Source organism: Anaerobacillus alkalilacustris (genome assembly GCF_001866005.1).
In the GTDB taxonomy this organism is placed as follows: Bacteria; Bacillota; Bacilli; order Bacillales; family Anaerobacillaceae; genus Anaerobacillus; species Anaerobacillus alkalilacustris.
Window position 1 is genome coordinate 139,063 of the sequence record NZ_MLQR01000036.1, and the last position, 23,445, is coordinate 162,507.

Here is a 23,445-nt window from a genome sequence, read left to right on the forward strand (position 1 = left end):
ACCCTCCCACCGTATATTATATTAAAATAACAAATCCGATGTAGTAGTTTAGAGTTGCAATAGACCAAAGTCTACCTCAACACCGCGTCTTAATATAGAAAATTAGAAGTGTACCACTCTATTAATCACAAAATAATACTTTTGTAATATCGACTTTCTTCTACAATTTTCACCAATCTTCGTAACGAATTCAATGAAAAAAAACGAGTTCGGATATTTAATCCAAACTCGTTTTTTTAGCTTGTACTTTTCTTTGTCTAGCTTCAGCGCCTACGAGCTCGTGATCAAGGCGCTTGTGCTTTTCTTCTTAAAATTGGATTTTTTCTTCTAAGAAGCTTTTTAACTCGACGATTGGTACACGTGTTTGTTCCATTGTATCACGGTCACGTACTGTTACCATTTGATCTGTTTCTGAATCAAAGTCGTATGTGATACAGAAAGGTGTCCCAATTTCATCATGACGACGGTAGCGTTTCCCGATAGAACCAGCTTCATCGTAATCAACCATGAAATTTTTCGCAAGTTCGCCAAATACTGCACGCGCGTTTTCAGATAATTTCTTTGACAAAGGAAGAATTGCGGCTTTATAAGGTGCTAACGCTGGGTGTAGTCGCATTACTGTACGACTCGTTCCATCTTCAAGAGCTTCTTCATCGTAAGCATCAACTAAGAAAGCTAATGTCACACGGTCCGCCCCTAATGAAGGCTCGATACAATACGGAATGTATCGCTCGTTTGTTTCTTGATCAATGTATTGGAAATCCTCACCCGAAAACTCCATGTGCTGTTTTAAGTCATAATCTGTACGAGAAGCTACACCCCAAAGCTCTCCCCAACCAAATGGGAATTTATATTCAAAATCTGTTGTTGCGTTACTGTAATGAGAAAGCTCATCATCTGAGTGATCACGCATGCGTACATTTTCTTTTTTCATCCCAAGTCCACTTAACCATTTATCTGCTTGTTCTTTCCAGAAATCAAACCACTTTAATTCCTCACCAGGTTTACAGAAAAACTCAAGCTCCATTTGTTCAAACTCACGTGTACGGAACGTAAAGTTACCAGGTGTAATCTCATTACGAAAACTCTTACCTACTTGGCAAATTCCAAATGGAAGCTTTTTGCGCATCGTTCTTTGCACATTTTTAAAGTTGACAAAAATTCCTTGCGCCGTTTCTGGACGTAAAAAGATTTCGTTTGAACTTGATTCTGTTACACCTTGGAATGTTTTAAACATTAAGTTAAATTGACGAATTGACGTATAGTCTAACTCCCCACATTCAGGACAAACAATTTCATGCTCTTGAATTAATTGTTCCATTTTTTCAAACGGAAGTCCGTCAACGACTATTTCCATCCCTTTTGCTTCAAGAGCATTTTCTATAATTTTATCAGCACGATGTCTCGCTTTACATTTTTTACAGTCAATCATCGGATCATTGAAGTTGCCGATATGACCAGAAGCTTCCCAAGTTCTAGGATTCATTAAGATAGCAGCATCAAGACCAACATTGTATGGAGATTCTTGAACAAATTTTTGCCACCAAGCTTTTTTTACATTATTTTTTAATTCTGTTCCAAGCGGGCCGTAATCCCAAGTATTAGCAAGACCTCCGTATATCTCTGAACCTGGAAAAATAAATCCACGATGCTTTGCATGTGCAACAATTTGATCCATTGTTTTCGTCATTTTTACTACACTCCCTAAATTTTATGAAATTTTTTATTAAGCCTAAGTGATAAGGCGTTTCTACCTCATACGCAAAAAAGCTCTCGTCCTTAGGCTTCATTAGCCTAGGGACGAGAGCTTACTCCCGCGGTTCCACCCTAGTTGGCATGAGAAACTCCATACCCACTTTATCGTAAAAACTCCAGACTGCCGTTTCACTAAATCCCTTCACTAGGCTCACACCACCCCTAGCTCGCTAAAGAAGATACTATTTAGCTACTATACGTCTATCAACGTTTTATATTCATTTAATTTGTTGATTATCATACCAAATTTTGAAAGCTTTCGTCAAACTTATTTTGTCATTTTCTCTAAAAAATATACATTTGTCACAGTTTTTTCGATACATAACCTTTTTCTCTATAAGAAAAAATAGTTAAGAGAAAGGAGATGAGACAAATGGGTAGAGCAAGAAAACAAAAAGCACGTGACAAAAATAAACAAAGCTTACCACAAACTCCGAAAAAAGATATCGCAACTACTGACGATGATCTGGAGTTTGCTAAAGAGCTCGACGATCGCTACCAATTCGAAACGCAACCAGGTTTTGGACCCCTTGGAGTAAACAGAAAATAAGCATTATGATGGAGGTGCCCCAAAACAAAGTTTCAGACACCGTATCAAAACTATATTTAGACGGATATTAAAACCGAACCTATATATAGTAGTATACGCGTGGTGTCAGACACTTTTGGGACACCCTCGTCTCTATTTTAGAAGGTCCCACTTTTTTACTGTACAAATAGTCGTACCGTTTTCAGCTTTAAATAAAAGTTCCTTGTCGTTTTGACTTGGGAAGATTCGTGCAGTGAAGACTTCTTCACCCTCGTTTACGAACACCTCAATCGAAGATGTATCTAAAAAGATGCGTAACTCCTTTAATTCAGATAGTTGACATTGTCTTTTCTCTGTACCTTGTTTCGCATAAGAATTTCGCTCTAACGTTACTGTTTGTTCGTGAAAATTATAAACAACCCGAGCTTCATTTCTGAGATTAATTTCAAATGAACCAGCATTATTTCCTTTTATTTCAACGATTAATTCTACTACATCCCCATTTACATCAGCTAAACTTGTACTTTCTTCTGAAATTTCTACTCCTGTATGAATCACACCATTTTTTCTTAACTGTTTTAACTCTTCAGGTGGGTTTTGATACAGTTTTTCACCCTTCAGTACAAGCTCACGAGGAAGTGTCATCGCATGTACCCAATTATATTCAATCGTAGGCTGTTTATCTTCGTCTTGGTCAGGCACGCCCATCCAAGCAAACATTAATCTTCGACCTTTTTCATCCACAGTTGTTTGAGGTGCGTAAAATTCAAATCCCCGATCAAGTTCGGTAAACTCTCCGTGCTCCATCTTTGCCGTTTCATAATTCAGCTTTCCAACAAAATAGCCAGATTGGAACACATTGTTATAAAGCATGCCCTCGGCTTCTAATCCTTGTGGAGAAATGACCAGTACATCCTTATCTTCTAATTGAAAAAGATCTGGGCATTCCCACATATAACCAAACTCTCCTAACTGTTCACTTTGAGACCCGGTAATATCACCAAGACAGCTCCAATCTTTCAAGTCTGTTGAGCTAAGTAAAACAGCTTTACCTTGCAAATCAGTACTTTGAGCACCAATAATCATATACCAAACACCTTCGTGTTGCCAAACCTTTGGATCGCGAAAATGAGGTGTGTACCCTTCAGGTAAATTCACGACTACACCCTTTTTCTCAAAATGGATCCCGTCTTCACTCTCCACTAAACATTGATACGTTTCGCGGTTTCCTTCTTCATCCTTTACGTTACCTGTATAAAATAGTTTCATTTTACCTTCAGCTTCTATCGCACTTCCAGAATAACAACCATTTTTATCAAACCAGTCACTCGGGGAAAGTGCAATTTCCTCATGTGTCCAATGAACAAGGTCTTTTGATGTATAATGGCCCCAAAATTTAGCCCCATGGCCTGTGTTGAATGGATTCCATTGATAAAATAAATGATAAATGCCTTTAAATTGAATAAAACCATTCGGGTCATTTAGAAGACCAACAGGTGGCATTAAGTGATACTTAAGTCTGTGATAATCACTTTCTACTTTTTCTTTATACTTTTCTACTTCCTCATAGGCTTGTGATCGCAGTTGTAAATCCTTATCCGTCATATCATTAGCCCCTTAAAATCTTTTCAACTTCATTTATTGTCGGTAGTGCCGTCATCGCACCCTTTGTAGATGCAGCTAAACCACCTGAAACACTTGCAAAACGCGCAATTTCCTTTACTTCTTCTAACGTTAGACTTTTTACATTCTGTCGTTTTTCTAAGTTATAAAGAATTCCTGATACGAAGGCATCGCCAGCCCCTGTTGTATCAACAGCATTTACTTTCATCGCCTCTACATGCGTTTTTTCCCCGTGTAAAAAGATATAACTTCCTTCTGAACCTAACGTAATTAAAATAAGTGGAATGTCATAGTTAGAAAGGAGAGCAACTCCTTGATCTATATCCTTTTCCCCTGTGATGAACTCTAGTTCTTCCTCAGAAATTTTCAAGACATCTGCCTGACCTAGCATCGATATAATCGTTTCACGTGCAACTTGTTCATTCTCCCATAGACCTAATCGTAAGTTAGGATCATAGGAGACAATCATTCCGTTTTCTTTTGCTAATTTTACTGCCTTTTCTGTCGCAGATTTCGAAGGTTCACTGATCAAGCTTATCGAACCAAAGTGAAGAATTTGCTTTGATTGAAAAAGTTTTTCATTTAAGTCTTCTTCCGACAAGAAACGATCTGCACTTGGATCAATATAAAAATCAAAGCTTCGCTCACCATCTTCGGCAAGTGTAACAAATACGGCTCCAGTCCTAACGTCTTTAGTAAAAGACATTTGATCTGTTAACACACCAAAATTTTCTAAAGTTTCTTTTAAAAAGCGACCTAAAACATCATCACCGACTTTTCCTAAAAAAGTAGATTCAACACCTAAACGAGCGAGGCCAACAGCCACATTTGCTGGAGCTCCACCAGGACTTTTTATGTAACTTGTATTCGTATGATCCATTGGAATAAAATCAATTAATGCTTCACCAAGACTAATAACACCTTTTTTCATTAGTAATTACCTCCCCAAAATATTGTAGAAAGATCAGGTAGACTATACCTGATCTTATTATTATTCTTCTTTAAATCCTAGTATCCATGTTGCAACAAAAGCACCTACTAATGCAATTGCTAAACCTACTAAATAATTAATTAAGTTCGCTGTACCTAATGGTGATACAATTGCAACCATCGGAATTCCTGTTAGGCCATATGCATTTGCGACTACGTTTGTAAATACTACATACGCACCACCAAGGGCTCCACCAATTAACGCACCAATGAACGGTCTACGGTAACGAAGGTTAACCCCGAAAATAACTGGCTCAGTAATACCTAGAAATGCTGATAACGCTGATGGTAGGGCAACCTCTTTTGTTTTTGCGCGTTTTGTTTTGAAAAATACGGCAAGACCCGCGCCACCTTGAGCAATGTTTGCCATCGACCAAATCGGAAGTAAATAGTTCACACCAATACTTGCAATTAATCCTGCTTCAATAGCATGGAAAGAGTGATGAACACCAGTAATAACGATTAATGAATAGGTTCCACCGAAAAGAAGACCAGCAATAAAACCACCATGGTTATAAACAAAGTTTAAAATGGTTGTTATGCCGTCACCAACAAAATTTCCTAATGGACCTAGAATAATTAATGCAAAAAATCCAGTTACAACCACAGTTACAAACGGAGTTACAATTAAATCAATTGCATTAGGAACCACTTTACGTAACCCTTTTTCAACTTTACTCATAAAATATACAGCAAGTAATACTGGTATAACCGTACCTTGGTAACCAATCATGGCAATATCAAAACCTAAAAAGTTCAAGTAATCTGGTTCTACAGTTCCCTGTGCCCAGGCATTTAATAATGCTGGGTGTGTCATAATTCCACCGATAACAGCCCCTAAATAAGCGTTTGCACCAAACTCTTTAGCAGCACTCACACCAATTAAAATCGGTAAAATAATAAAAGCAGCACTTGAAAACATATCTAGTAAAACAATTAACGAGCTATCTGGCGCTACCCATTGGAAGGTTCTTAACATTCCTAATAGTCCCATTAATAAACCACTAGCTACAATCGCAGGAATAATTGGTACGAAAATATTTGATAACGTTTTAGCAAAACGAGCCACTGGATTCATTTTTTGTTTAATTGCATCTTGATGATCGGTTTTACGATCTGCATTGTCTAAATCCGCTTCTTTGGCAAATTCTGCATAAACTTTATTCACTGTACCTGTTCCAAAAATAATTTGGAATTGACCAGAGCTTAAAAATGCTCCTTTTACACCGTCAACGTTTTCAATTTCCGACTTGCTAGCTTTTTGATCGTCACTTAAGACAATACGTAGTCGTGTGGCACAATGTGTCGCACTTACTATGTTTTCTTTTCCACCTAATAATGGCAGAAGTTGTTTCGCAATTTCGCGTTCATTCATGTTTCATTCTCCTTTTTTTGCTTATTTTGTCAATAAAATTATGATTACATGCAAAGTATCATCTGTTTTATTATCACCATTATGAACAAAAAAGACCTAAAATATATAAAAGGGAAAAATAGGTAGACTCTACCCCTTTACACATTTTAGGTCTTGCCTGCATAATCAGTCACAATCCTACAATATTCGATTTGTCCTCTGAATTTAATCATAGAATCTACTTAGTTGTCAACAGCTTATCCGATGGTTTGTTTTCCCATTCGTGTAATAATCGGTTTAATGTAATTTCATCTGTACTCATAACTCGCCAATCTGCTTTTCTCATCGCTTCGTGCTTTCCTACACCAATCGAAAACATATCTGTTTGAAGAATGCCCGTTAATCCTGCTTCACCATCTTCTATCGCTACACAATTAATAGGTTCGACATTAAGTAGATTTGCTGCGGTTAAGAAAATCTCGGGATCAGGTTTCCCATTTTTAATTTTCTTAATATCGACAATAATATCAAGATATTTTCTTACACCTAATTTCTCTACCACTTCAAATGCGTTTGAGCTAGCTGATGCTAAAGCCGTTTTTATTTGTTTCTCTTTTAATTCTATTAACAAATCAACCATACCAGGTAATACGTCCTTACTCGAGAAAGTTGTGATTTTTTCGCGATAATAAAGACTTCGACGGTCACCCAATTCACGAATTTGTTCCTCAGAATAATCTTTGAATTTATCACCTAACATAATCTCAACTTGTTTATAACGATTTAGCCCTTGTACCTTTTGGTTTAGTTCACGATCATAAGGTATATTAATTTCGTCGGCCAGGCGCTTTCCTGCGTGATAGTAGTGCTCAACTGTATTAGCGATGACTCCATCTAGATCAAAAATAACGGCATGTAATGCTCTGTCTCTCACTGTATCACCCTTTCTAATTCTATCTTACCAAATATGCAGATAATTTTTCTACATATTTTGAGTCTTACTAGCTAAAATAACCTCTTTTCGTGGACCCTAAATGCACTTTTCCCTTAGCTGCATACTCGAATAACCTCTTTTCGTGGATCCTAAATCCACTTTTTCCTTAGCTGCATACTCGAATAACCTCTTTTCGTGGACCCTAATCTACTTTTTCCCTTAGCTGCATACTCGAATAACCTCTTTTCGTGGATCCTAAATCCACTTTTTCCTTAGCTGCATACTCGAATAACCTCTTTTCGTGGACCCTAATCTACTTTTTCCTTAGCTGCATACTCGAATAACCTCTTTTCGTGGATCCTAAATGCACTTTTCCCTTAGCTGCATACTCAAATAGNCTCTTTTCGTGGACCCTAAATGCACTTTTCCCTTAGCTGCATACTCGAATAACCTCTTTTCGTGGACCCTAATCCACTTTTTCCTTAGCTGCATACTCGAATAACCTCTTTTCGTGGACCCTAATCTACTTTTTCCTTAGCTGCATACTCGAATAGACTCTATTCGTGGCCCCTAATCCACTTTTTCCTTAGCTGCATACTCGAATAGACTCTTTTCGCGGACCCTAATCCACTTTTTCCTTAGCTGCATACTCGAATAGACTCTATTCGTGGTCCCTAATGCATTCAACGACGGATTTCAAGAGGTAATTGGAGTCAGTAGCTTGCCTGAAGTGCCCAAGCTCGTAAACTGCTTACTCTAGACAGTTTCCAAATATACTTTCTGTACATGTAAAAAAAAAGCTAACCCTCTTCGGTTAGCTTTTTCGTACTTAAACCTTATTCTTTTTTCTTTTTTTAAAACTACGTTCTGCATTATTACGAGGGGGACGTCCCTCTCCGTCTTTACGATTACGACCGCCTCGGTTTCGATCTCGGTCACGTCCGCGATCTCTTCCACCGCCGCCCTTTTTGCTATCAAATTTTGCTTTTTTCACTCTTAGCGGTGCTTCGCCTGTAATTTTCACAGGTGTTGTATTTGGTTCTTTTGTTAACAACTTTAATGCTGCAGCCACTAGTGACACGGAATCAACTTCCTCTAAAAGCTGCTCAGCACTGTTCTTATATGCTAAGAATTCTTTTTCTTGGATTGTTTCTAATAGTTTATCAATCGTTAAACGTTGTTGTCCTTCAATCGCCTCAGCAAAGGTTGGAACATTAATACGACTAATTTTACGATTTGTCATCTTTTCGATTGATTTTAAATGGTCAATTTCTCTTGGCGTAACAAACATTAATGCTAAACCAGTTTTTCCTGCACGACCTGTACGACCGATACGGTGAACGTAGCTTTCAGGATCTTGAGGAATATCAAAGTTATAGACGTGAGTTACACCACTAACGTCAATACCACGAGCAGCTACGTCTGTAGCGACAAGAACCTCAATTGTTGACTCTTTAAACTTACGAATTACACTATCACGCTTTGCTTGATTTAAATCACCATGGATACCTTCTGCGATATAACCACGTTTTAGTAGTGCTTCTGAAAGCTCATCAACACGACGCTTCGTACGACCAAACACAATAGCAAGTTCAGGCGTATGGATATCAAGCATACGGCAAAGTGCATCGAACTTTTGCTTTTCTGACACTTCCATATATTGTTGCTCAATGTTTTCAACTGTCATTTCTTTTGCTTTTACTGTAATAAATTCTGGCTCACGTAAAAATTTCTGAGCAAGAGTTTGAATACGTTTTGGCATCGTTGCTGAAAACAACAATGTTTGACGAGATTCAGGTACTTCTTTTAAGATTGTTTCAATATCTTCAACAAAGCCCATGTTTAACATCTCATCTGCTTCATCAAGAACGACAAGACTAATCGATTGTAGACGAATTGTTTTTCGACGCATATGATCCATAAAACGCCCAGGTGTCGCAACGATAATTTGCGGTTTTTGCTTAAGTGCACGCAACTGACGACTAATATCTTGTCCACCGTAGATTGGTAAAGATTTTACACCTTTATATTGACCAATTTTATTTAATTCTTCAGCGATTTGAACAGCTAGCTCCCTTGTTGGAGTAAGAATGACTGATTGAATGTCACCATTTGCTGTGTCTGCTTTTTCAATTAACGGGATTCCGAATGCTGCCGTTTTCCCTGTTCCTGTTTGCGCTTGTCCGATTAAATCCTTACCTGCGATTGCAGTTGGAATTGTTTGTGCTTGAATTGGTGTTGCCTCCTCAAAGCCCATATCTGATATTGCGCGAGTTATTCTTGAGTCTAAACCAAAGTCATTAAAAGTTGCCAAATTCATTTCTCCTTTATAAATATAATATTATTATCCCTTCTGACGAGCGGTATAAGAGGCTGACTTTTAGATTTAACTAAAATAGTCAAATCCTGACTAAAACTAATTAAATAACATTCAAAAATTTTTAGTCGCTATAAAAATATAATGCCCAGATTTAGCGCACTTACCAACTGAGAAATTTTTCTCTATCAAAGTCAACCCCATAACCGCCCATTAGAAACGATTGTTTCTAAGTCTGTGTTGCTACGTTTTGGCTCATTGTCCAAAAAAATTGTACTCATTAATTACGATAATGTATGCAACTTATCTATCTTACTACTTTTTAACAATTAAATAAAGGTTTAGTTTTATTTATTTATTAGGTAAAACTACATTTGTATTAAATTATAAGGAGTTGGGACTATGGATTTACAAAGTGGCAAGCTATATTGGCCAACAACTATTACAAATAAACCTACTTATTTACCCTTGGACGACGACTTAACATGCGATGTATTAATTGTTGGTGGGGGAAGTTCTGGCGCACAAGCTGCTTACTATTTATCCCAATTAGACATGAACATCATTGTTATTGATAAACGAGATGTTGGTGCTGGTAGTACAAGTACGAATACTGCATTACTTCAATATTCTGGAGATAAAATGTTTTTTGAACTCGTATCTACTTTTGGTGAAGAGCGATCAGCACGCCATTTAAAACTGTGCCAAAAAGCCATCGATGACATTGAAATTGCTTCAAAGAAGTTACCTTATCATAGTCATTTTACAAGAAGAGATAGTCTATATTTTTCTAGTTCACTAGAAGATGTTGAAAAAATTGACAAAGAGTACCACCTCTTAAAAAAGCACGGATTTGACGTTACCTATTTTACTAAAGAACAAATAAAAGAACATTATCCTTTTTATGCACCTGCTGCCATTTACTCTTTTAATGACGGAGAACTAAATCCTCTTGCGTTTACATATGGACTACTCGAAAAGGCAAAGGATAATGGAGTTAAAATATTTGCTAATACTGAACTAGTGAGAAAAAAATTTTGTGACGATTATGTACAATTTTTTACCAATAATCAAAAATCAATTAAAGCAAAATATGTTATTTTCACTGCCGGGTACGAAAACTTAGAATTTAAAAAAGAAAAAAACACGACCATTTCTAGCTCATATGCGATTGTGACACAACCACTTGAAAATTTTTGGTACAACCGAACATTAATATGGGAAACAGCGCGACCTTATATGTATATGAGAACCACTCACGATAATCGAATAATTATAGGTGGTCTGGATGAAACAACCGCTTTCGTCGACCGTCGCGATTCTATGCTCATTCATAAACGCGACCAATTAGTAAGAGATTTCAACCAACTGTTTCCATCTATTCATATTAAACCAGACTATTATTTAGCGGCTTTTTATGGGGGAACACACGATGGCATGCCGATACTAGGAATGTACGACGATCATCCTAACTGTTACTTTATATACGGATATGGTGATAATGGACTTGTCTATAGTACAGTTTTAACTCAAATTATTCGTGATCTTATTCACAAAGGATCAAGTGATAACGTCGATTTATATATACAGTCACGTCCACAGCTTTAAGTAGGCTCAATTGAAATATGAACGAGTGATTGAAGACGACTGTATGAATAAGCTGAACAGCAATCAGCGGGGGCCTTTACATAAGCATTGAAGTGGTTAGCTTACGTCCCTTAAGAGCGGTATAGATGAACAATCGAAATCGAACTGCAAAAAAAACACACGTGCATCATAAAAATGCAAGTGTGTTTTTCTTATTATAACTTAAACGAACTTTTTAGTGAAACAATGCGGTTAAAAACAACTTTTTCGCCTGTCGTGTGTATTTTATCAACGTTGAAATATCCATGTCTAAAGAATTGGAACTTGTCATTTGGTTTTGCACCTTCCATGTTCGGTTCTACATACCCTTGTAAAATTTCTAATGAATTTGGGTTGACTTTCTCAAGGAAGTTTTTATCTTCCCCTTCATCGCCCGCTTCGTCTAAAATTAATGGTTCGTATAAACGAAATTCAGCTTCTTTAGCATTCGTTGCTTCTACCCAGTGAAGTGTTCCTTTTACTTTTCTTCCTGTGAAACCTGTACCACTTTTTGTTTCAGGATCGTACGTGCAACGAAGCTCTATAACATTTCCTTCTTCGTCTTTTATAACTTCTTCACATTTAATGAAGTATGCATGCTTTAAGCGAACTTCATTTCCCGGGAATAGTCGAAAGTACTTTTTCGGTGGATCTTCCATAAAGTCATCTTGTTCAATGTAAATTTCACGCGAAAATGGAATTTGACGTGTCCCCATTTCTTCATTTTCCGGATTAATCTCTGCGTCAAGCATTTCTACTTGACCTTCTGGATAATTAGTAATAACTACTTTTAATGGTTTTAAAACAGCCATCGTTCTAGGTGCTTTTAATTTTAAATCTTCTCGAATAAAATGCTCCAACATTTGCTCATCAACCGTACTAAATGCTCGAGCGACACCTATTTCACGACAGAAATTACGAATAGCATCAGGAGTATACCCTTTCCTTCGCAAACCAGAAATCGTCGGCATTCTCGGATCATCCCAACCGTCAACGATGTTTTCATCAACCAATAACTTTAGCTTTCGCTTACTCATAACCGTATTCGTTAAGTTTAAACGAGCAAATTCATATTGTCTTGGCGTTGCTTCCATCTCACAATTTTCAATGACCCAATCATAAAACGGACGTTGATCTTCAAACTCTAATGTACAAATTGAATGTGTCACACCTTCAATGGCATCTTCTAATGGGTGAGCAAATGTATACATCGGATAAATACACCACTTATCACCCGTATTGTGGTGAGTGGCATGAGATATACGATAAATAACCGGATCTCTTAAATTAATATTTGGCGAAGCCATATCGATTTTGGCACGAAGGACTTTCTCCCCGTTATTAAATTCACCATTTTTCATACGTTCAAAAAGATCTAGATTTTCTTCAACAGAACGAGTTCTAGAAGGACTTTCTTTTCCTGGCTCTGTTAACGTGCCACGATAAGCTCTTATTTCCTCTTGAGATAAATCTTCAACGTAAGCTAGTCCCTTTTTAATAAGTAGAACAGCTCGTTCATACATTTCATCGAAATAATCCGATGCGAAAAATAGCCCATCCCAATCATACCCTAACCATTTTACATCTTCTTTGATTGACTCAACGTATTCTACATCCTCTTTTAGTGGATTCGTATCATCAAACCGTAAATTTGTACGTCCTTTAAACTCATCTGCGAGTTCAAAATTTAATACGATCGATTTTGCATGTCCAATATGTAAGTATCCGTTCGGCTCAGGAGGAAAACGGGTAACGATTTCATCATGTTTTCCGCTTTTTATGTCTTCTGCCACAATATGTTTGATAAAGTTAGAACTATTCGATTTTTTCTCCACTTTTGACCAACCTTTCTCCAGTCTCTAATATAGTAATTATTAGTAGTTATATCATAAAAATGCAAATATATCTATGCGTCTATTGTGTCTGAGTCATTAGTAGAATAAACGTATTTTGCACAACCAATTTTATTTTATCTGGATGAGTTTCAAAATTACTAAAAATGATCGGCTTAAATCTATATCTAGTTACGAACGGTTAAACGTAATATAGTAAATAATTGCGAAAATAAGAATATCGATATTCATGAATGTTAACTTTATTATTCCTTTCATCTTGCAACATTGGAACTAATTCAACTAGGTATACTATCTGTTTTATTAAGTCGAGTAATATGACAAAAATGAAAGCACAAGAGAACTCATTTTAGCTTCGCTAGAACATCGGAAATCGAAATGGAGTCTCAACTCCACCTGAATGGAAGTTCCCACCTACGCTACGCGTAAAGGTGGGGGCTATGACCTATAAGTACAAATCAGTTTGATCAAATTACAATAAAAGGATTGTTTATTTACATCAGAAAAGTCCAACCTAAACTTAGGTTTCGACCAAACCATACTATAATCATGAGGAGTGTTTATTATGCCCATACTAGAAATTAGCGTTGTACCTGTAGGTTCAAATACACCAAGCTTCAGTAGTAATGTTTCAAAGGCTGTCGAACTTATCCAACAAAAAGGTCTCAACTATCAGGTAACTCCGACCGCTACCGTTATCGAAGGAAGCATTGACGAACTTATGGATGTAGCCAAACAAATTCACAAAAATGAAATTACGAATGGAACCCAACGAGTCGTTACCAACATTTGTATTGACGATCGAATAGATAAACCAATGACATTAGAACACCAAATTGAGGCTGTCGAACTTTCCTAAGAAAAACGCAAGGCGCCTGGAGCTAGATAGCTTTCTAGCTTCAAAATTTTATACTTACATTTTAAAAAGCACCACGAGAACATTTACCCTTATACGTACAAAATTTTCGTTCTACTGGCAAGTCTCTTCGCTAAGCGTTGTTTTGTGCAAAAAGTGACCAAGATGATAAGCGATCAAGCTTACAATTTCTAAAAAAACGATAAATTACCGCAACTTTTTAATGAAAGCTTCAAAAATCCCTAAAAGTCGTGAAAACTTTTAGGGATTTTTGAATATTTCAAGCCAGTAAAAACTGATTTTCAGTTTATATTCTTACTAAAACCAATCAATAGTCACACTTTTGTAGGTGTCGAAAAATTTTCACTAAACAAGCCCCATTTTTTTACATTTATTTTCATTGTAATCAATTACACTTTTTTTATACTACAAATCTACTAAATTTCGGTGTAATGACGGGGTGAATGATGAAAAAATTAAGCTGCTTTCTACTACTAATCTTTTTTCTTCTAGTTGGTGGTTCTCATACGTTGGCTAACAGTAACCAAATGATTATTATTAATAAAAATACAAATCAACTTGCTTACTATAATCAAGGAAAGCTAGAAAAGACATTTAAAGTAGCAACTGGTAGACAAAGTAGTTATACTCCTGAAGGAAAATTTAAAATAGTAAACAAAATAAAAAATCGTCCTTATTATAAACAGAATATCCCTGGAGGTCATCCATCAAACCCATTAGGCGACCGTTGGTTAGGAATAAACGCAAGAGGAACGCACGGTACTACATATGCTATTCACGGCAACAATAACCCAAAATCAATTGGTACATACGCTAGTGCTGGCTGTATTCGAATGTATAATGACGAAATCCGTTGGCTATTTGATCGAGTAGCAGTCAATACACCTGTCATTATTACAAATTCAAAACAAAGTTTAAATCAAATCGCTTTAGCAAATGGATATGCTTTTGAAAGTAAAGTCAATAAACTCTCGGTGAGTCAAAGTAGCCCTCAGCCTACTAATACTTCCGTTTCTGTAAGCGCATCTGTTTCAAGCGGTTCCAATACATTATATAAGTTCATGGTTCATGACGGAAAAAAATGGGCTACTATTCGTGATTTCTCTTCTACAAATAAAGTAAATTGGCAACCTAAAAGTGCTGGTAATTATAAATTAAAAGTGCAAGTAAAAAATAAAAACTCTAAAAAGAAGTATGAGGATGAAAAGATTTTAAACTACACTGTTTATCAACCAGCAAAGGCTAACTCATTAGCTGTTAATAAGGTAAGTCCTCAGCCAAGTAACACATCAATTAACTTAACAGCTCAATCAAACAACAATACAAATAATCAATTTAAATTCTCTTATTTTGACGGAAAAAAATGGATAGATATACAAAAGTATTCGTCAAAAAGCAAAGCGACTTGGAAACCTACAAAAGCCGGTACATACCAAGTCCGAGTCCAAGTAAAGCATAAAAATTCAAACAAAAAATTTGATAGTGAACGAATGATTAACTACACAGTTTTCAATGAAGCTAAAATTAATACTCTTTCTTTTAATCATGCAACTCCACAACCGATCAATACAGATGTAACAATTACTGCTCAATCGAATGATAATTCAAATAATCGCTTTAAATTCTTAGTTTTTGACGGTAATAAGTGGGTGACGATTCAAGACTTCTCGACTAAGCGTACAGTCTCTTGGAAACCTGCCAAAGCAGGAACATATCAAATTAAAGTTCAAGCAAAACATAGAAACTCTAAGAAAGCATTTGATCATGAAAGAGTGATGACCTATAACGTTTTCCATGAAGCTACATTAAGTGATATTTCGTTAAATCCAGTCAGTCCACAACCAACGAATGCAGACATTACAGTTACAGCTCAATCGAATGATAACTCTAACAATCACTTTAGATTTTTAATTTTTGACGGTCAGAAGTGGGAGGCGCTTCAAGATTTTTCTTCTAAACGTTCTACCTCTTGGAAACCGTTGAATGCTGGCGATTATCAAATTAAGGTCCAAGTGAAACATAAACATTCAAAGAAAAACTTTGATCACGAACAAATCATCAATTATACCGTTTACAATCCAGCGAAGATCGTAGCTTTCAATATGGATAGAGAAAGCCCGCAATTTATTAATAATGAAATACATTTTACAGTGAATTCCCATGATCCTAGCAACCATCTATATAGATTTTCAATATTTGACGGCTCAAATTGGGATGTTGTTCAAGACTACTCACCAAACAATAATTACAGATGGGTACCAACCTCAGAAGGAACTTATACAGTTAAGTCTGAAGTAAAACATAAGAATTCTAGTATTTCATTTGATGATAGTAAAGAAGTAGTTTTTACAATTGAATAAGAAAAGCAATTAACAAAGTGTACCAACAGTAAAAGCTGCTATATCTTATTACGATAAGCAGCTTTCACTGTTTATTTTCTTTAATTAAATCCTTTGTTATCACAACAGCATTTAAATTCGCTCCTAATGCTTGGATAATAGCCCCAATTGTTATAATCGGTTGACCTTCATTTTCTTTTTCATTTAAATCATAAATGCCACCAATTGCTTCAAGTCCCGCCCCAAAACCTTGCATGACATTCCCAAAAGAAAGAATATCTTCTCCGGCAAGCTTATCAGCTACAGCACTCATAGATGCCCCCATAGACTGCAAGGACGCACCAAGGATTTCAAGACGAGCGGTATCCTCATCACTTTCTTCATCTTTATCCTGCAAATAGGCTGCATAAGAAGACGTTGCAGCCCCTGCACCGTCAATCCAATCACCGACGAAGTTCAAAGGGTCATCGATTGTTTCCAATCCACCTAACATTGCACCTACGGCTTGTATCCCCTCTCCTATGGCAACTAGCTTATTATTCACTTCATTTAACCCAACCAGTTCTCGTACTTCAGCAATTGCTGCAACAATCGTTCCAATCGCTATCAACCAGGCCCCTATTAAGACATGGCTATTTAAATTATTTTCGTTCTCCACCACCTCAAAAACCCCCCTGTCTATCAAAATACATGATATACCTTATTTTATTCCTTCAATATAACCAAAGTTCGCAAAAAGCTAATAAATGGCCGTACATACTTATAGATAATCTCACAAAGATATTGATTGTTTCATGACAATCACAGTATTACTAACTTTTTTTCCGCTCATGTATGTATAATTTTTTCAAGCAAGTCAGTTTCTTCATTTATTTCGTTAGGGGTGATCATATGAATATGAGATTGAAACAGTTAAAAAGACATCTCTTTTTTTGCGGGAGTGAACACTGTAATGGACAGCAAGTTGAGGAGGTGATGGATGCGTTTAAAGAACAATTCGTCGAACATGGACTTTATAAACATATCAAACTAAACAAGACAAGCTGTTTAGGTTTGTGTGGAAATGGCCCTTTCGCTCTCGTCTACCCAGAAGGAATTTGGTATTACAACCTTACTGCAAAAGATGTTCCTAGAATTGTGGAAGAGCACTTTATCGACGGTGAACCAGTAGAGGAGTTCGTTATGTTAAAGCTAGAAAACAAGTAACTCATCTATTGAAATTATAAACCTTATCTCCTTCTCTAATCATTTTTAACGTAAAAGAATGTCCAAAAAGTGTCTGACAACACGCGTATTCTACTATATACAGAGGTACGATTTTAACATCCGTCTATATATAGTTGTAATGCGGTGTCTGACACTTTGTTTTAGGACAGCCTTTTGAAAAAACTATGCTTTAAGACTTCTCTTTCAGGTCAATAGGAAATATTTAATGTTTTAATAACGAGCTACTGTTTTTGGTCAATAAGATTTTTAGCAGCTCTAAGTGCAAGAAGGTAGCTATCAAAACCAAAGCCACAAATTACACCTTGAGCAATATCTGAGAATACAGAATGGTGTCTAAACTCATCTCTAGCATGAACGTTTGACATGTGAATTTCGATAAAAGGTACTTCAAGTATATCTAAAGCATCTCTAATCCCATAGCTATAATGTGTCCAAGCTCCTGCATTGATAATTACTGCATCAACCTTATCAAAATACCCTTGGTGAATACGATCAACCATTTCACCTTCACAGTTTGTTTGGAATGTTTCTAATTCAATGTCTAGTTCCTTTGCGAGGTCTTCCATGTTTTGATTAATTTCATCAAGTGTAATTGTTCCATACATTTTTGGGTTTCTTTTTCCAAACATATTGTGGTTAACACCATGTAACATTAAAACTTTACTCACCTTTATTCCTCCAATCATTTTTCCCAAACGCTACCTGATTTTTTCATAATTAGAAACTATTTGTAATCGAGAAGATTATTTGATACTTGTATTTTATTATATAGAACCTATTTAATCCAATCGGTAATTTACATGTATTCATAGGAAATTTCTATCGTTTCATCGACCTGCAATTTTCTTAATCTTTATAGAAAAAGCACCAAAAACCTTCGTTTTTGATGCCTTCCAACAAAACTTGCTTTTAAATTTTTTATAATGTCTCTTTATTGACCGGAAATAGAATTTGCCCTGCTTGTCCTTTTTGTAAAAGTGTTTGTAAAATCGACTTTGAAAGTTTACTTGGTTCATATGGTTTGACTAAATAATCACTTATTCCAAGCGTTTTCCCTTGTTCCACTTCATCTAATGCAGACGAAATAAAGATTGGAATATTTTTTAAATGCGGATCCTTCTTTAGACTCGTAATCACTTCCCAGCCATTCATATCATCATTTAACATAATATCAATGACCACAGCGTCTGGTTTGGTCGTCAGCGATTTTATTTCATCGACCGCTTTTTGACCATTGCTATAATACACGACTCTAAAGCCTGTGTCTTTTAATTCATTTTGTAGTAATAATCCTAAACTTAAATCATCTTCAATGATGACAACCGTACCATGCTTTGGTTGAGTACAAGTCTCATCCAGAATCATGGTACGATCCTTTACAGCAGGAAAACGAAGGGTAAATGTACTTCCCACTTGCTCCTCAGATTGCACTAAAACGTCACCATCGTGCGCTTTTATTATTTCTTTCACAATGGATAAGCCTAGCCCTGTACCGCCTATCTTACGGCGATCAGAATTATCGATACGATAAAATTTCGTAAATAGTTTAGGAATTGCCTCTTTTGGAATACCTAGTCCCTCATCTTTCACATCAACATATAAACTATTGTCATCTTCTCTAACTGTGATCGTCACTTCACCGCCGTCAGGTGAATACTTGACCGCATTTCGAATAACGTTTGTAAATAGTTGATAAATCCTTTCTTTATCACCTAAAATATCCGAATGAACAGCTTTTTCAACAATGTTAAATTGATGAATATTCGTATTTACTTGTTGAACTTCAATGACCTTTTCAAGGATTGGGATGATGTTAAAATACTTTTTATCATAGGCTTGCCTACCAGATTCCATCCTTTGAACATCTAGAAAATCATTAATTAGTGCCGTTAATCTTTTCGCTTCTTGGTAAATCGTCGTCATGTATTTTTTCTGACGTTCAGGTTTTAACTCTTTGGTCAACATTACCTCTGAGAAGCCAAGAATACTTGAAAGCGGCGTACGAAGTTCATGGCTAACCGTACTGACAAACTCAGATTTCATTTGGTCAATTTCATATTGTTTTGTAATATCTTGATGAACAAATACTGTACCAGTTCTTTTGTCATTCCTGTATAGAGGCTCATAATAAACCTTGATTACCCGGTGCTTAGGATCTCTAATTTTATACGTAAATGAACTTTTATTTTGAGATGATTCTTTTAGGGAGTTCATCATAAATCCGTAAAGTTCCTTCTCTTGTTTCACACGTCCAGTTAATTGCTCGATCCATTCAGATACATTCGTATGCTCCTTAGAACAGTCCATTCCCACTAAATGATTAAGTTGCCTATTAGATTGTACAATCGTACCATCTTGTTGCACTAACTGAACTCCTTCTCTTACAGTTTCCAATATTTCTTTCGTTAAAAGACGCTGACTTTCAATTTCTTCATAAGACTTTAATTTATCCAATGATAAAGAAATTGGTTTCGCTAGTCCAACAAACTCACCTATTTCTTTAGATAAAAATCTCTTTCCAATACGTGTAAAAACCATGATAGCCGTGACTTCTTTTGTATCCGAAAGGACCGGAATGATACAGTCAGAACTCATCATATCTTCAGATGAATAACCTTTTTCTACAGGAAGGCTCTCTCGTTCAATGACAAACGGCTTTTTCTTTTCGTTCGCTCGAATTAAGATGCTTTCATGGAAATGATCCATAAATTGTTGAACACCTTTTTGGCCGACTCCAAATGAAGCATAATCGTCATGATCCAAAAGAACGATCATGCCTTTATCCGCATTCAACACGCTTGCCATATTATCAACCACATTTTGTAATAACTCTTGCCTATTCAGCGTGCTTGAGAGATTTTTGACTAACTCATTTCTTCTTTTTAACATTTGTTCATTTTCATCTTTATATTGTAACGCTTCTTGCAATGATTCCTGCTGTGCCGTTAATTCATCTTGTTGAGCAATTAACTCTTCATTTTGCGCAACTAATTCTTGTTTATTTCTCTGAATATTTTTTAACATCGTTTGAAATGCTTTTGATAAAACCCCAATTTCATCTTCTCGTTCAACCGACTTAATTTCTCTAATTTCTTGTCCCTTACTAACAAACTCAGCAATACTCGCTAATTCTTGAATCGGCTTAGCAAATTGGATAAATATCATTCTTGTCATAAGCGAAATGAGTAGCATCACAAGAAAAATAAACGCGATAAATGCCCATCGACTCTGACTATGTCGATCTAAATTTTCTTGAATCTTACTGTCAACTATTTCAGAAATTTGGTATCGATAATCATTCAGTATTTCTTTAAAGTTATTAATTTCCGTAGTTACTTGTTCTTCTTGTAATAAACTTTGGACCGTCTCAATCGATTCTTCTTCAATCATCGGCAAATATCTAATTAAAAGGTCATGAAAATAATAATCATAAAAGTTGTGTACTTCACTTAAATACAAATAATCTTCATGACTCCCAACTAATGTTTCCAATTGATTCATTAGCGCATCAATTGTTTTTTGATGATTTTGAATTTCATTATACTTCTCTTGCTGTTGGTATAAAATGTAACCTCTAGCCTCATAAAACACATCATTAAAGGCATGATTTAAATCTACCGTCACTCTTCGCTTTTCAATTAAATTATGATACTCGCTTAAAAACTCTTGTTCACTCTTTTCCTCATAATAATGATATAAACCACTAGCAACTGCTATTGCAATCGTTACAGCTACAATAATGACCATTATTTGTCTATGAATATTCATTTTCACCCAATCAATCACTCAAAATCTCTCCAATCTTTGTCACTAACTCCATTGGACTGAATGGTTTTGAAATAAAATAGTCGGCCCCTGCATGTGTCACTCGTTCCTTATCAGTTTGTTGATTTTTAGCAGAAAGCATGACAATTTTCACTTGGCTTTTATCTGGAATTTCTCTCACTTTTTCAATCACTTCTAAGCCAGTCATGACAGGCATCATATAATCTATTAAAATTAAATCATAGTCATTTTGATGAATGAGCTCTAGAGCTTCACCACCATCTGTGGCTTCATCAATTTCATATTCTTCATCCTCTAACGTATCAACAATCAACATGCGTAATACTTCTTCGTCTTCGGCTAGCAAAATTTTACTCACGTCCAAATTCCTCCAACATTTATTTCAATTTACGGATTAACCGTTTTATCCGATCTTCAATGACAGAAATATTAAACGGTTTCGTCACATAATCGTCGGCTCCTAGCTTCAGAGCCATGGAAATATCATTTTCGCTTTTACGTGCCGTAAGCATCAGCACGGTAAAGCGCTCATTATGATCTAAAGATCGAATTTGCTGTAATATTTCGTTTCCATCCATATCCGGTAACACGCCATCAAGGATAATAAAAGCTGGTTTTTCATTCACTAACCATTCTTTATCAAAAAACTCTGAACCACTTGCAAAGCTTGCTATCTCAATTGAAATCTCTTCGTTAACGGCGATTCTTCTTAATACATCCATCATTATAAATCGAATAATTGGATCATCATCGACAATCGCTGCATTGATGACTCGTTTAGCTGGTTTCGGTAATTTTTTATCCCACAATTTAATTGTATTACGTCCAGATTCTTTCGCACTAAATAAAGCATCATCAGCTGCTTTTAATGCATCTTTTATAGGAATGTTTCGTTCGTTAATCTCGACAACACCTGCAGAGAAGGTCACCGAAAAATCAATCTCATCACAACAAAATACTTGTTTTGAAAACCCAGATAACAAACGATTTAACATCGTTTCACCTTCGACCAACGAACAATTTGGTATAAGCATAACAAACTCTTCGCCGCCGAATCTAAAGACTGTATCAAAGCTACGACTTGAGCTATTCAAATAAGTTGCAAATGCCTTAATCACTTCATCGCCAACTAAATGCCCATATTGGTCATTTATTTTCTTAAAATGGTCAATATCCAAAACAGCCAAGCAAAAGCTATTATTTTTTCGTTGGATTTCCGTACATAACCGTTCATAATAAACAGGTAAATGCTTTCTGTTATAGACGCCTGACAGCTCATCAACAAGAACCAAACTGTCCACTAACGACTTTCGCTCCAACTGTCGTTTAATTCGAACGACAAACTCATCGAGATCAAATGGTTTTGCAATAAAATCATCGGCTCCTAATTGGTAGCTTTTCATTCGAACATCCTTATGGTTATCAACACTGATCATAATTTGAGGAACAAATTGTTGCGTTAATTTATGATTTAATATACTTAAAACACCGAAGCCTGTTCTCTCTTTTAAATATAAATCGATAATGACACAATCAGGGTTGTAATCATAAAGGAACGAAATCGCTTTCTCAGGATCGGGAGTTGCAAATACGTGCCAACCTTGTTTTTCCAATTCTTCCTTTAAATACATTAAAAGAGTAATATCATCATCAATTAACAAAATTTCCGGAGCATCCACCAAGCTTTTCACTTCACGATTAGATTCAAATAACAGTTCATCATGAGTGTCTTGATAACAAATATAAACGAGTTCACTTAAAAACTGTTGCAAGTCAACAATTTCCCAGTCTTTTGCTTGTTCCTCTTCGATTCCATTCATTAATGGGGTGACAATTTGATTAATTTCTTCCAATCCAATGGTTGCAGAAGTTCCTTTAATTGAGTGCAAAAAACGATAAACTTCTACATGTGGAATGGCCCTATTTTGATGAAACCACTGTTCAATTTGACTACGTATCGTCCGCATTAACGCTTTTTGATATTTTTCCAACTTACGTTCCGCCCCCTTCCACGATTTTTGTATACAAACAAAAACATTCAATATTTATAAATATCGTAATCATGCAAAATACTTGTCTCCATGAACTATACTACCATATTTTTTTTACGATCATAATGTATATTCATATCTAATTCGACAAATTTTTCCTTCATTATATTCATAAAGCCCTCATAATTATTAGGTAGCCTACTCTTACAGGAACGTTAGGATCTATAGAAAAAATAATAAAGAA

The 23,445-nt window shown here is 36.0% G+C and carries 17 protein-coding genes and 1 other annotated feature; of the genes, 5 read left to right on the plus strand and 12 right to left on the minus strand.

The genetic code is table 11. From position 1 onward, the window contains the following. Positions 1–307: 307 nt before the first annotated feature. Complete coding sequence (locus BKP37_RS15310) at positions 308–1,690, minus strand: glycine--tRNA ligase (protein WP_071310492.1); 1,383 nt, start codon at positions 1,688–1,690, stop codon at positions 308–310. Positions 1,691–1,793: 103 nt separating this feature from the next. Beyond that, positions 1,794–1,972 (minus strand) — a binding site (T-box leader). A 156-nt stretch (positions 1,973–2,128) separates the two neighbouring features. On the opposite strand from BKP37_RS15310, the gene BKP37_RS19400 reads away from it, so the two are divergent. After that, complete coding sequence (locus tag BKP37_RS19400) at positions 2,129–2,305, plus strand: YfhD family protein (RefSeq protein ID WP_139193154.1); 177 nt, start codon at positions 2,129–2,131, stop codon at positions 2,303–2,305. Between the two features lie 132 nt (positions 2,306–2,437). Here the strand turns inward: BKP37_RS19400 and BKP37_RS15315 are convergent, their stop codons facing one another. The 5 genes from BKP37_RS15315 to cshA all read right to left on the minus strand — a co-directional run bounded on the left by BKP37_RS15315 (position 2,438) and on the right by cshA (position 9,499). Beyond that, a complete protein-coding gene (locus BKP37_RS15315) occupies positions 2,438–3,889 on the minus strand; it encodes a glycoside hydrolase family 32 protein (RefSeq protein ID WP_071310493.1) in 1,452 nt (483 codons plus the stop codon). Between the two features lie 4 nt (positions 3,890–3,893). Continuing rightward, a complete protein-coding gene (locus BKP37_RS15320; RefSeq protein WP_071310494.1) occupies positions 3,894–4,838 on the minus strand; it encodes an aminoimidazole riboside kinase in 945 nt (314 codons plus the stop codon). A gap of 60 nt (positions 4,839–4,898) precedes the next feature. Continuing rightward, a complete protein-coding gene (locus tag BKP37_RS15325; protein ID WP_071310495.1) occupies positions 4,899–6,272 on the minus strand; it encodes a sucrose-specific PTS transporter subunit IIBC in 1,374 nt (457 codons plus the stop codon). A gap of 217 nt (positions 6,273–6,489) precedes the next feature. Beyond that, positions 6,490–7,185, minus strand: a complete 696-nt coding sequence (gene pgmB, locus BKP37_RS15330; protein ID WP_071310496.1) for a beta-phosphoglucomutase — start codon at positions 7,183–7,185, stop codon at positions 6,490–6,492. Positions 7,186–8,014: 829 nt separating this feature from the next. Next, positions 8,015–9,499, minus strand: a complete 1,485-nt coding sequence (cshA, locus tag BKP37_RS15335; protein WP_071310497.1) for a degradosome RNA helicase CshA — start codon at positions 9,497–9,499, stop codon at positions 8,015–8,017. Between the two features lie 405 nt (positions 9,500–9,904). On the opposite strand from cshA, the gene BKP37_RS15340 reads away from it, so the two are divergent. Then, complete coding sequence (locus BKP37_RS15340; protein WP_071310498.1) at positions 9,905–11,110, plus strand: NAD(P)/FAD-dependent oxidoreductase; 1,206 nt, start codon at positions 9,905–9,907, stop codon at positions 11,108–11,110. Between the two features lie 194 nt (positions 11,111–11,304). On the opposite strand, the gene BKP37_RS15345 is transcribed toward BKP37_RS15340, so the two are convergent. Next, the gene (locus tag BKP37_RS15345) at positions 11,305–12,963 is read right to left on the minus strand and encodes a glutamine--tRNA ligase/YqeY domain fusion protein (protein WP_071310499.1); all 1,659 of its coding nucleotides are present in this window, start codon (positions 12,961–12,963) and stop codon (positions 11,305–11,307) included. Between the two features lie 583 nt (positions 12,964–13,546). On the opposite strand from BKP37_RS15345, the gene BKP37_RS15350 reads away from it, so the two are divergent. After that, a complete protein-coding gene (locus tag BKP37_RS15350; RefSeq protein ID WP_071310500.1) occupies positions 13,547–13,840 on the plus strand; it encodes an MTH1187 family thiamine-binding protein in 294 nt (97 codons plus the stop codon). 464 nt (positions 13,841–14,304) lie between these two features. Continuing rightward, complete coding sequence (locus BKP37_RS15355; RefSeq protein ID WP_071310501.1) at positions 14,305–16,218, plus strand: triple tyrosine motif-containing protein; 1,914 nt, start codon at positions 14,305–14,307, stop codon at positions 16,216–16,218. Positions 16,219–16,282: 64 nt separating this feature from the next. Here the strand turns inward: BKP37_RS15355 and BKP37_RS15360 are convergent, their stop codons facing one another. Continuing rightward, complete coding sequence (locus BKP37_RS15360) at positions 16,283–16,858, minus strand: DUF6944 family repetitive protein (protein WP_071310502.1); 576 nt, start codon at positions 16,856–16,858, stop codon at positions 16,283–16,285. Positions 16,859–17,088: 230 nt separating this feature from the next. Here BKP37_RS15360 and BKP37_RS15365 point away from each other — a divergent pair, with 230 nt between their 5' ends. After that, entirely contained in the window at positions 17,089–17,403 is a 315-nt protein-coding gene (locus tag BKP37_RS15365) for a (2Fe-2S) ferredoxin domain-containing protein (RefSeq protein WP_169823158.1), read from the plus strand. 242 nt (positions 17,404–17,645) lie between these two features. On the opposite strand, the gene aroQ is transcribed toward BKP37_RS15365, so the two are convergent. From aroQ to BKP37_RS15385, 4 genes are all read right to left on the minus strand, one after another. Beyond that, on the minus strand, positions 17,646–18,092 hold the full coding sequence (gene aroQ / locus BKP37_RS15370) for a type II 3-dehydroquinate dehydratase (RefSeq protein ID WP_071310503.1): 447 nt from the start codon (positions 18,090–18,092) through the stop codon (positions 17,646–17,648). A gap of 250 nt (positions 18,093–18,342) precedes the next feature. Beyond that, positions 18,343–21,210 (minus strand): ATP-binding protein, encoded by a 2,868-nt coding sequence (locus tag BKP37_RS15375; protein WP_084034760.1) that lies wholly within the window; start codon positions 21,208–21,210, stop codon positions 18,343–18,345. Then, complete coding sequence (locus BKP37_RS15380; protein ID WP_071310504.1) at positions 21,203–21,568, minus strand: response regulator; 366 nt, start codon at positions 21,566–21,568, stop codon at positions 21,203–21,205. Before BKP37_RS15380 ends, BKP37_RS15375 begins: the two co-directional genes overlap by 8 nt. Before the next feature lie 19 nt (positions 21,569–21,587). Then, the gene (locus BKP37_RS15385) at positions 21,588–23,201 is read right to left on the minus strand and encodes a diguanylate cyclase (protein WP_071310505.1); all 1,614 of its coding nucleotides are present in this window, start codon (positions 23,199–23,201) and stop codon (positions 21,588–21,590) included. Positions 23,202–23,445 lie beyond the last annotated feature (244 nt).

Excerpts from the sequence above, each read along its gene's own strand:
- BKP37_RS15355 (WP_071310501.1), top strand. The coding sequence starts at position 14,305 with ATGAAAAAATTAAGCTGCTTTCTACTACTAATCTTTTTTCTTCTAGTT.
- BKP37_RS15320 (WP_071310494.1), bottom strand. The coding sequence starts at position 4,838 with ATGAAAAAAGGTGTTATTAGTCTTGGTGAAGCATTAATTGATTTTATT.
- BKP37_RS15315 (WP_071310493.1), bottom strand. The coding sequence starts at position 3,889 with ATGACGGATAAGGATTTACAACTGCGATCACAAGCCTATGAGGAAGTA.
- BKP37_RS19400 (WP_139193154.1), top strand. The coding sequence starts at position 2,129 with ATGGGTAGAGCAAGAAAACAAAAAGCACGTGACAAAAATAAACAAAGC.
- BKP37_RS15325 (WP_071310495.1), bottom strand. The coding sequence starts at position 6,272 with ATGAATGAACGCGAAATTGCGAAACAACTTCTGCCATTATTAGGTGGA.
- BKP37_RS15310 (WP_071310492.1), bottom strand. The coding sequence starts at position 1,690 with ATGACGAAAACAATGGATCAAATTGTTGCACATGCAAAGCATCGTGGA.
- BKP37_RS15350 (WP_071310500.1), top strand. The coding sequence starts at position 13,547 with ATGCCCATACTAGAAATTAGCGTTGTACCTGTAGGTTCAAATACACCA.
- BKP37_RS15365 (WP_169823158.1), top strand. The coding sequence starts at position 17,089 with ATGAATATGAGATTGAAACAGTTAAAAAGACATCTCTTTTTTTGCGGG.
- BKP37_RS15340 (WP_071310498.1), top strand. The coding sequence starts at position 9,905 with ATGGATTTACAAAGTGGCAAGCTATATTGGCCAACAACTATTACAAAT.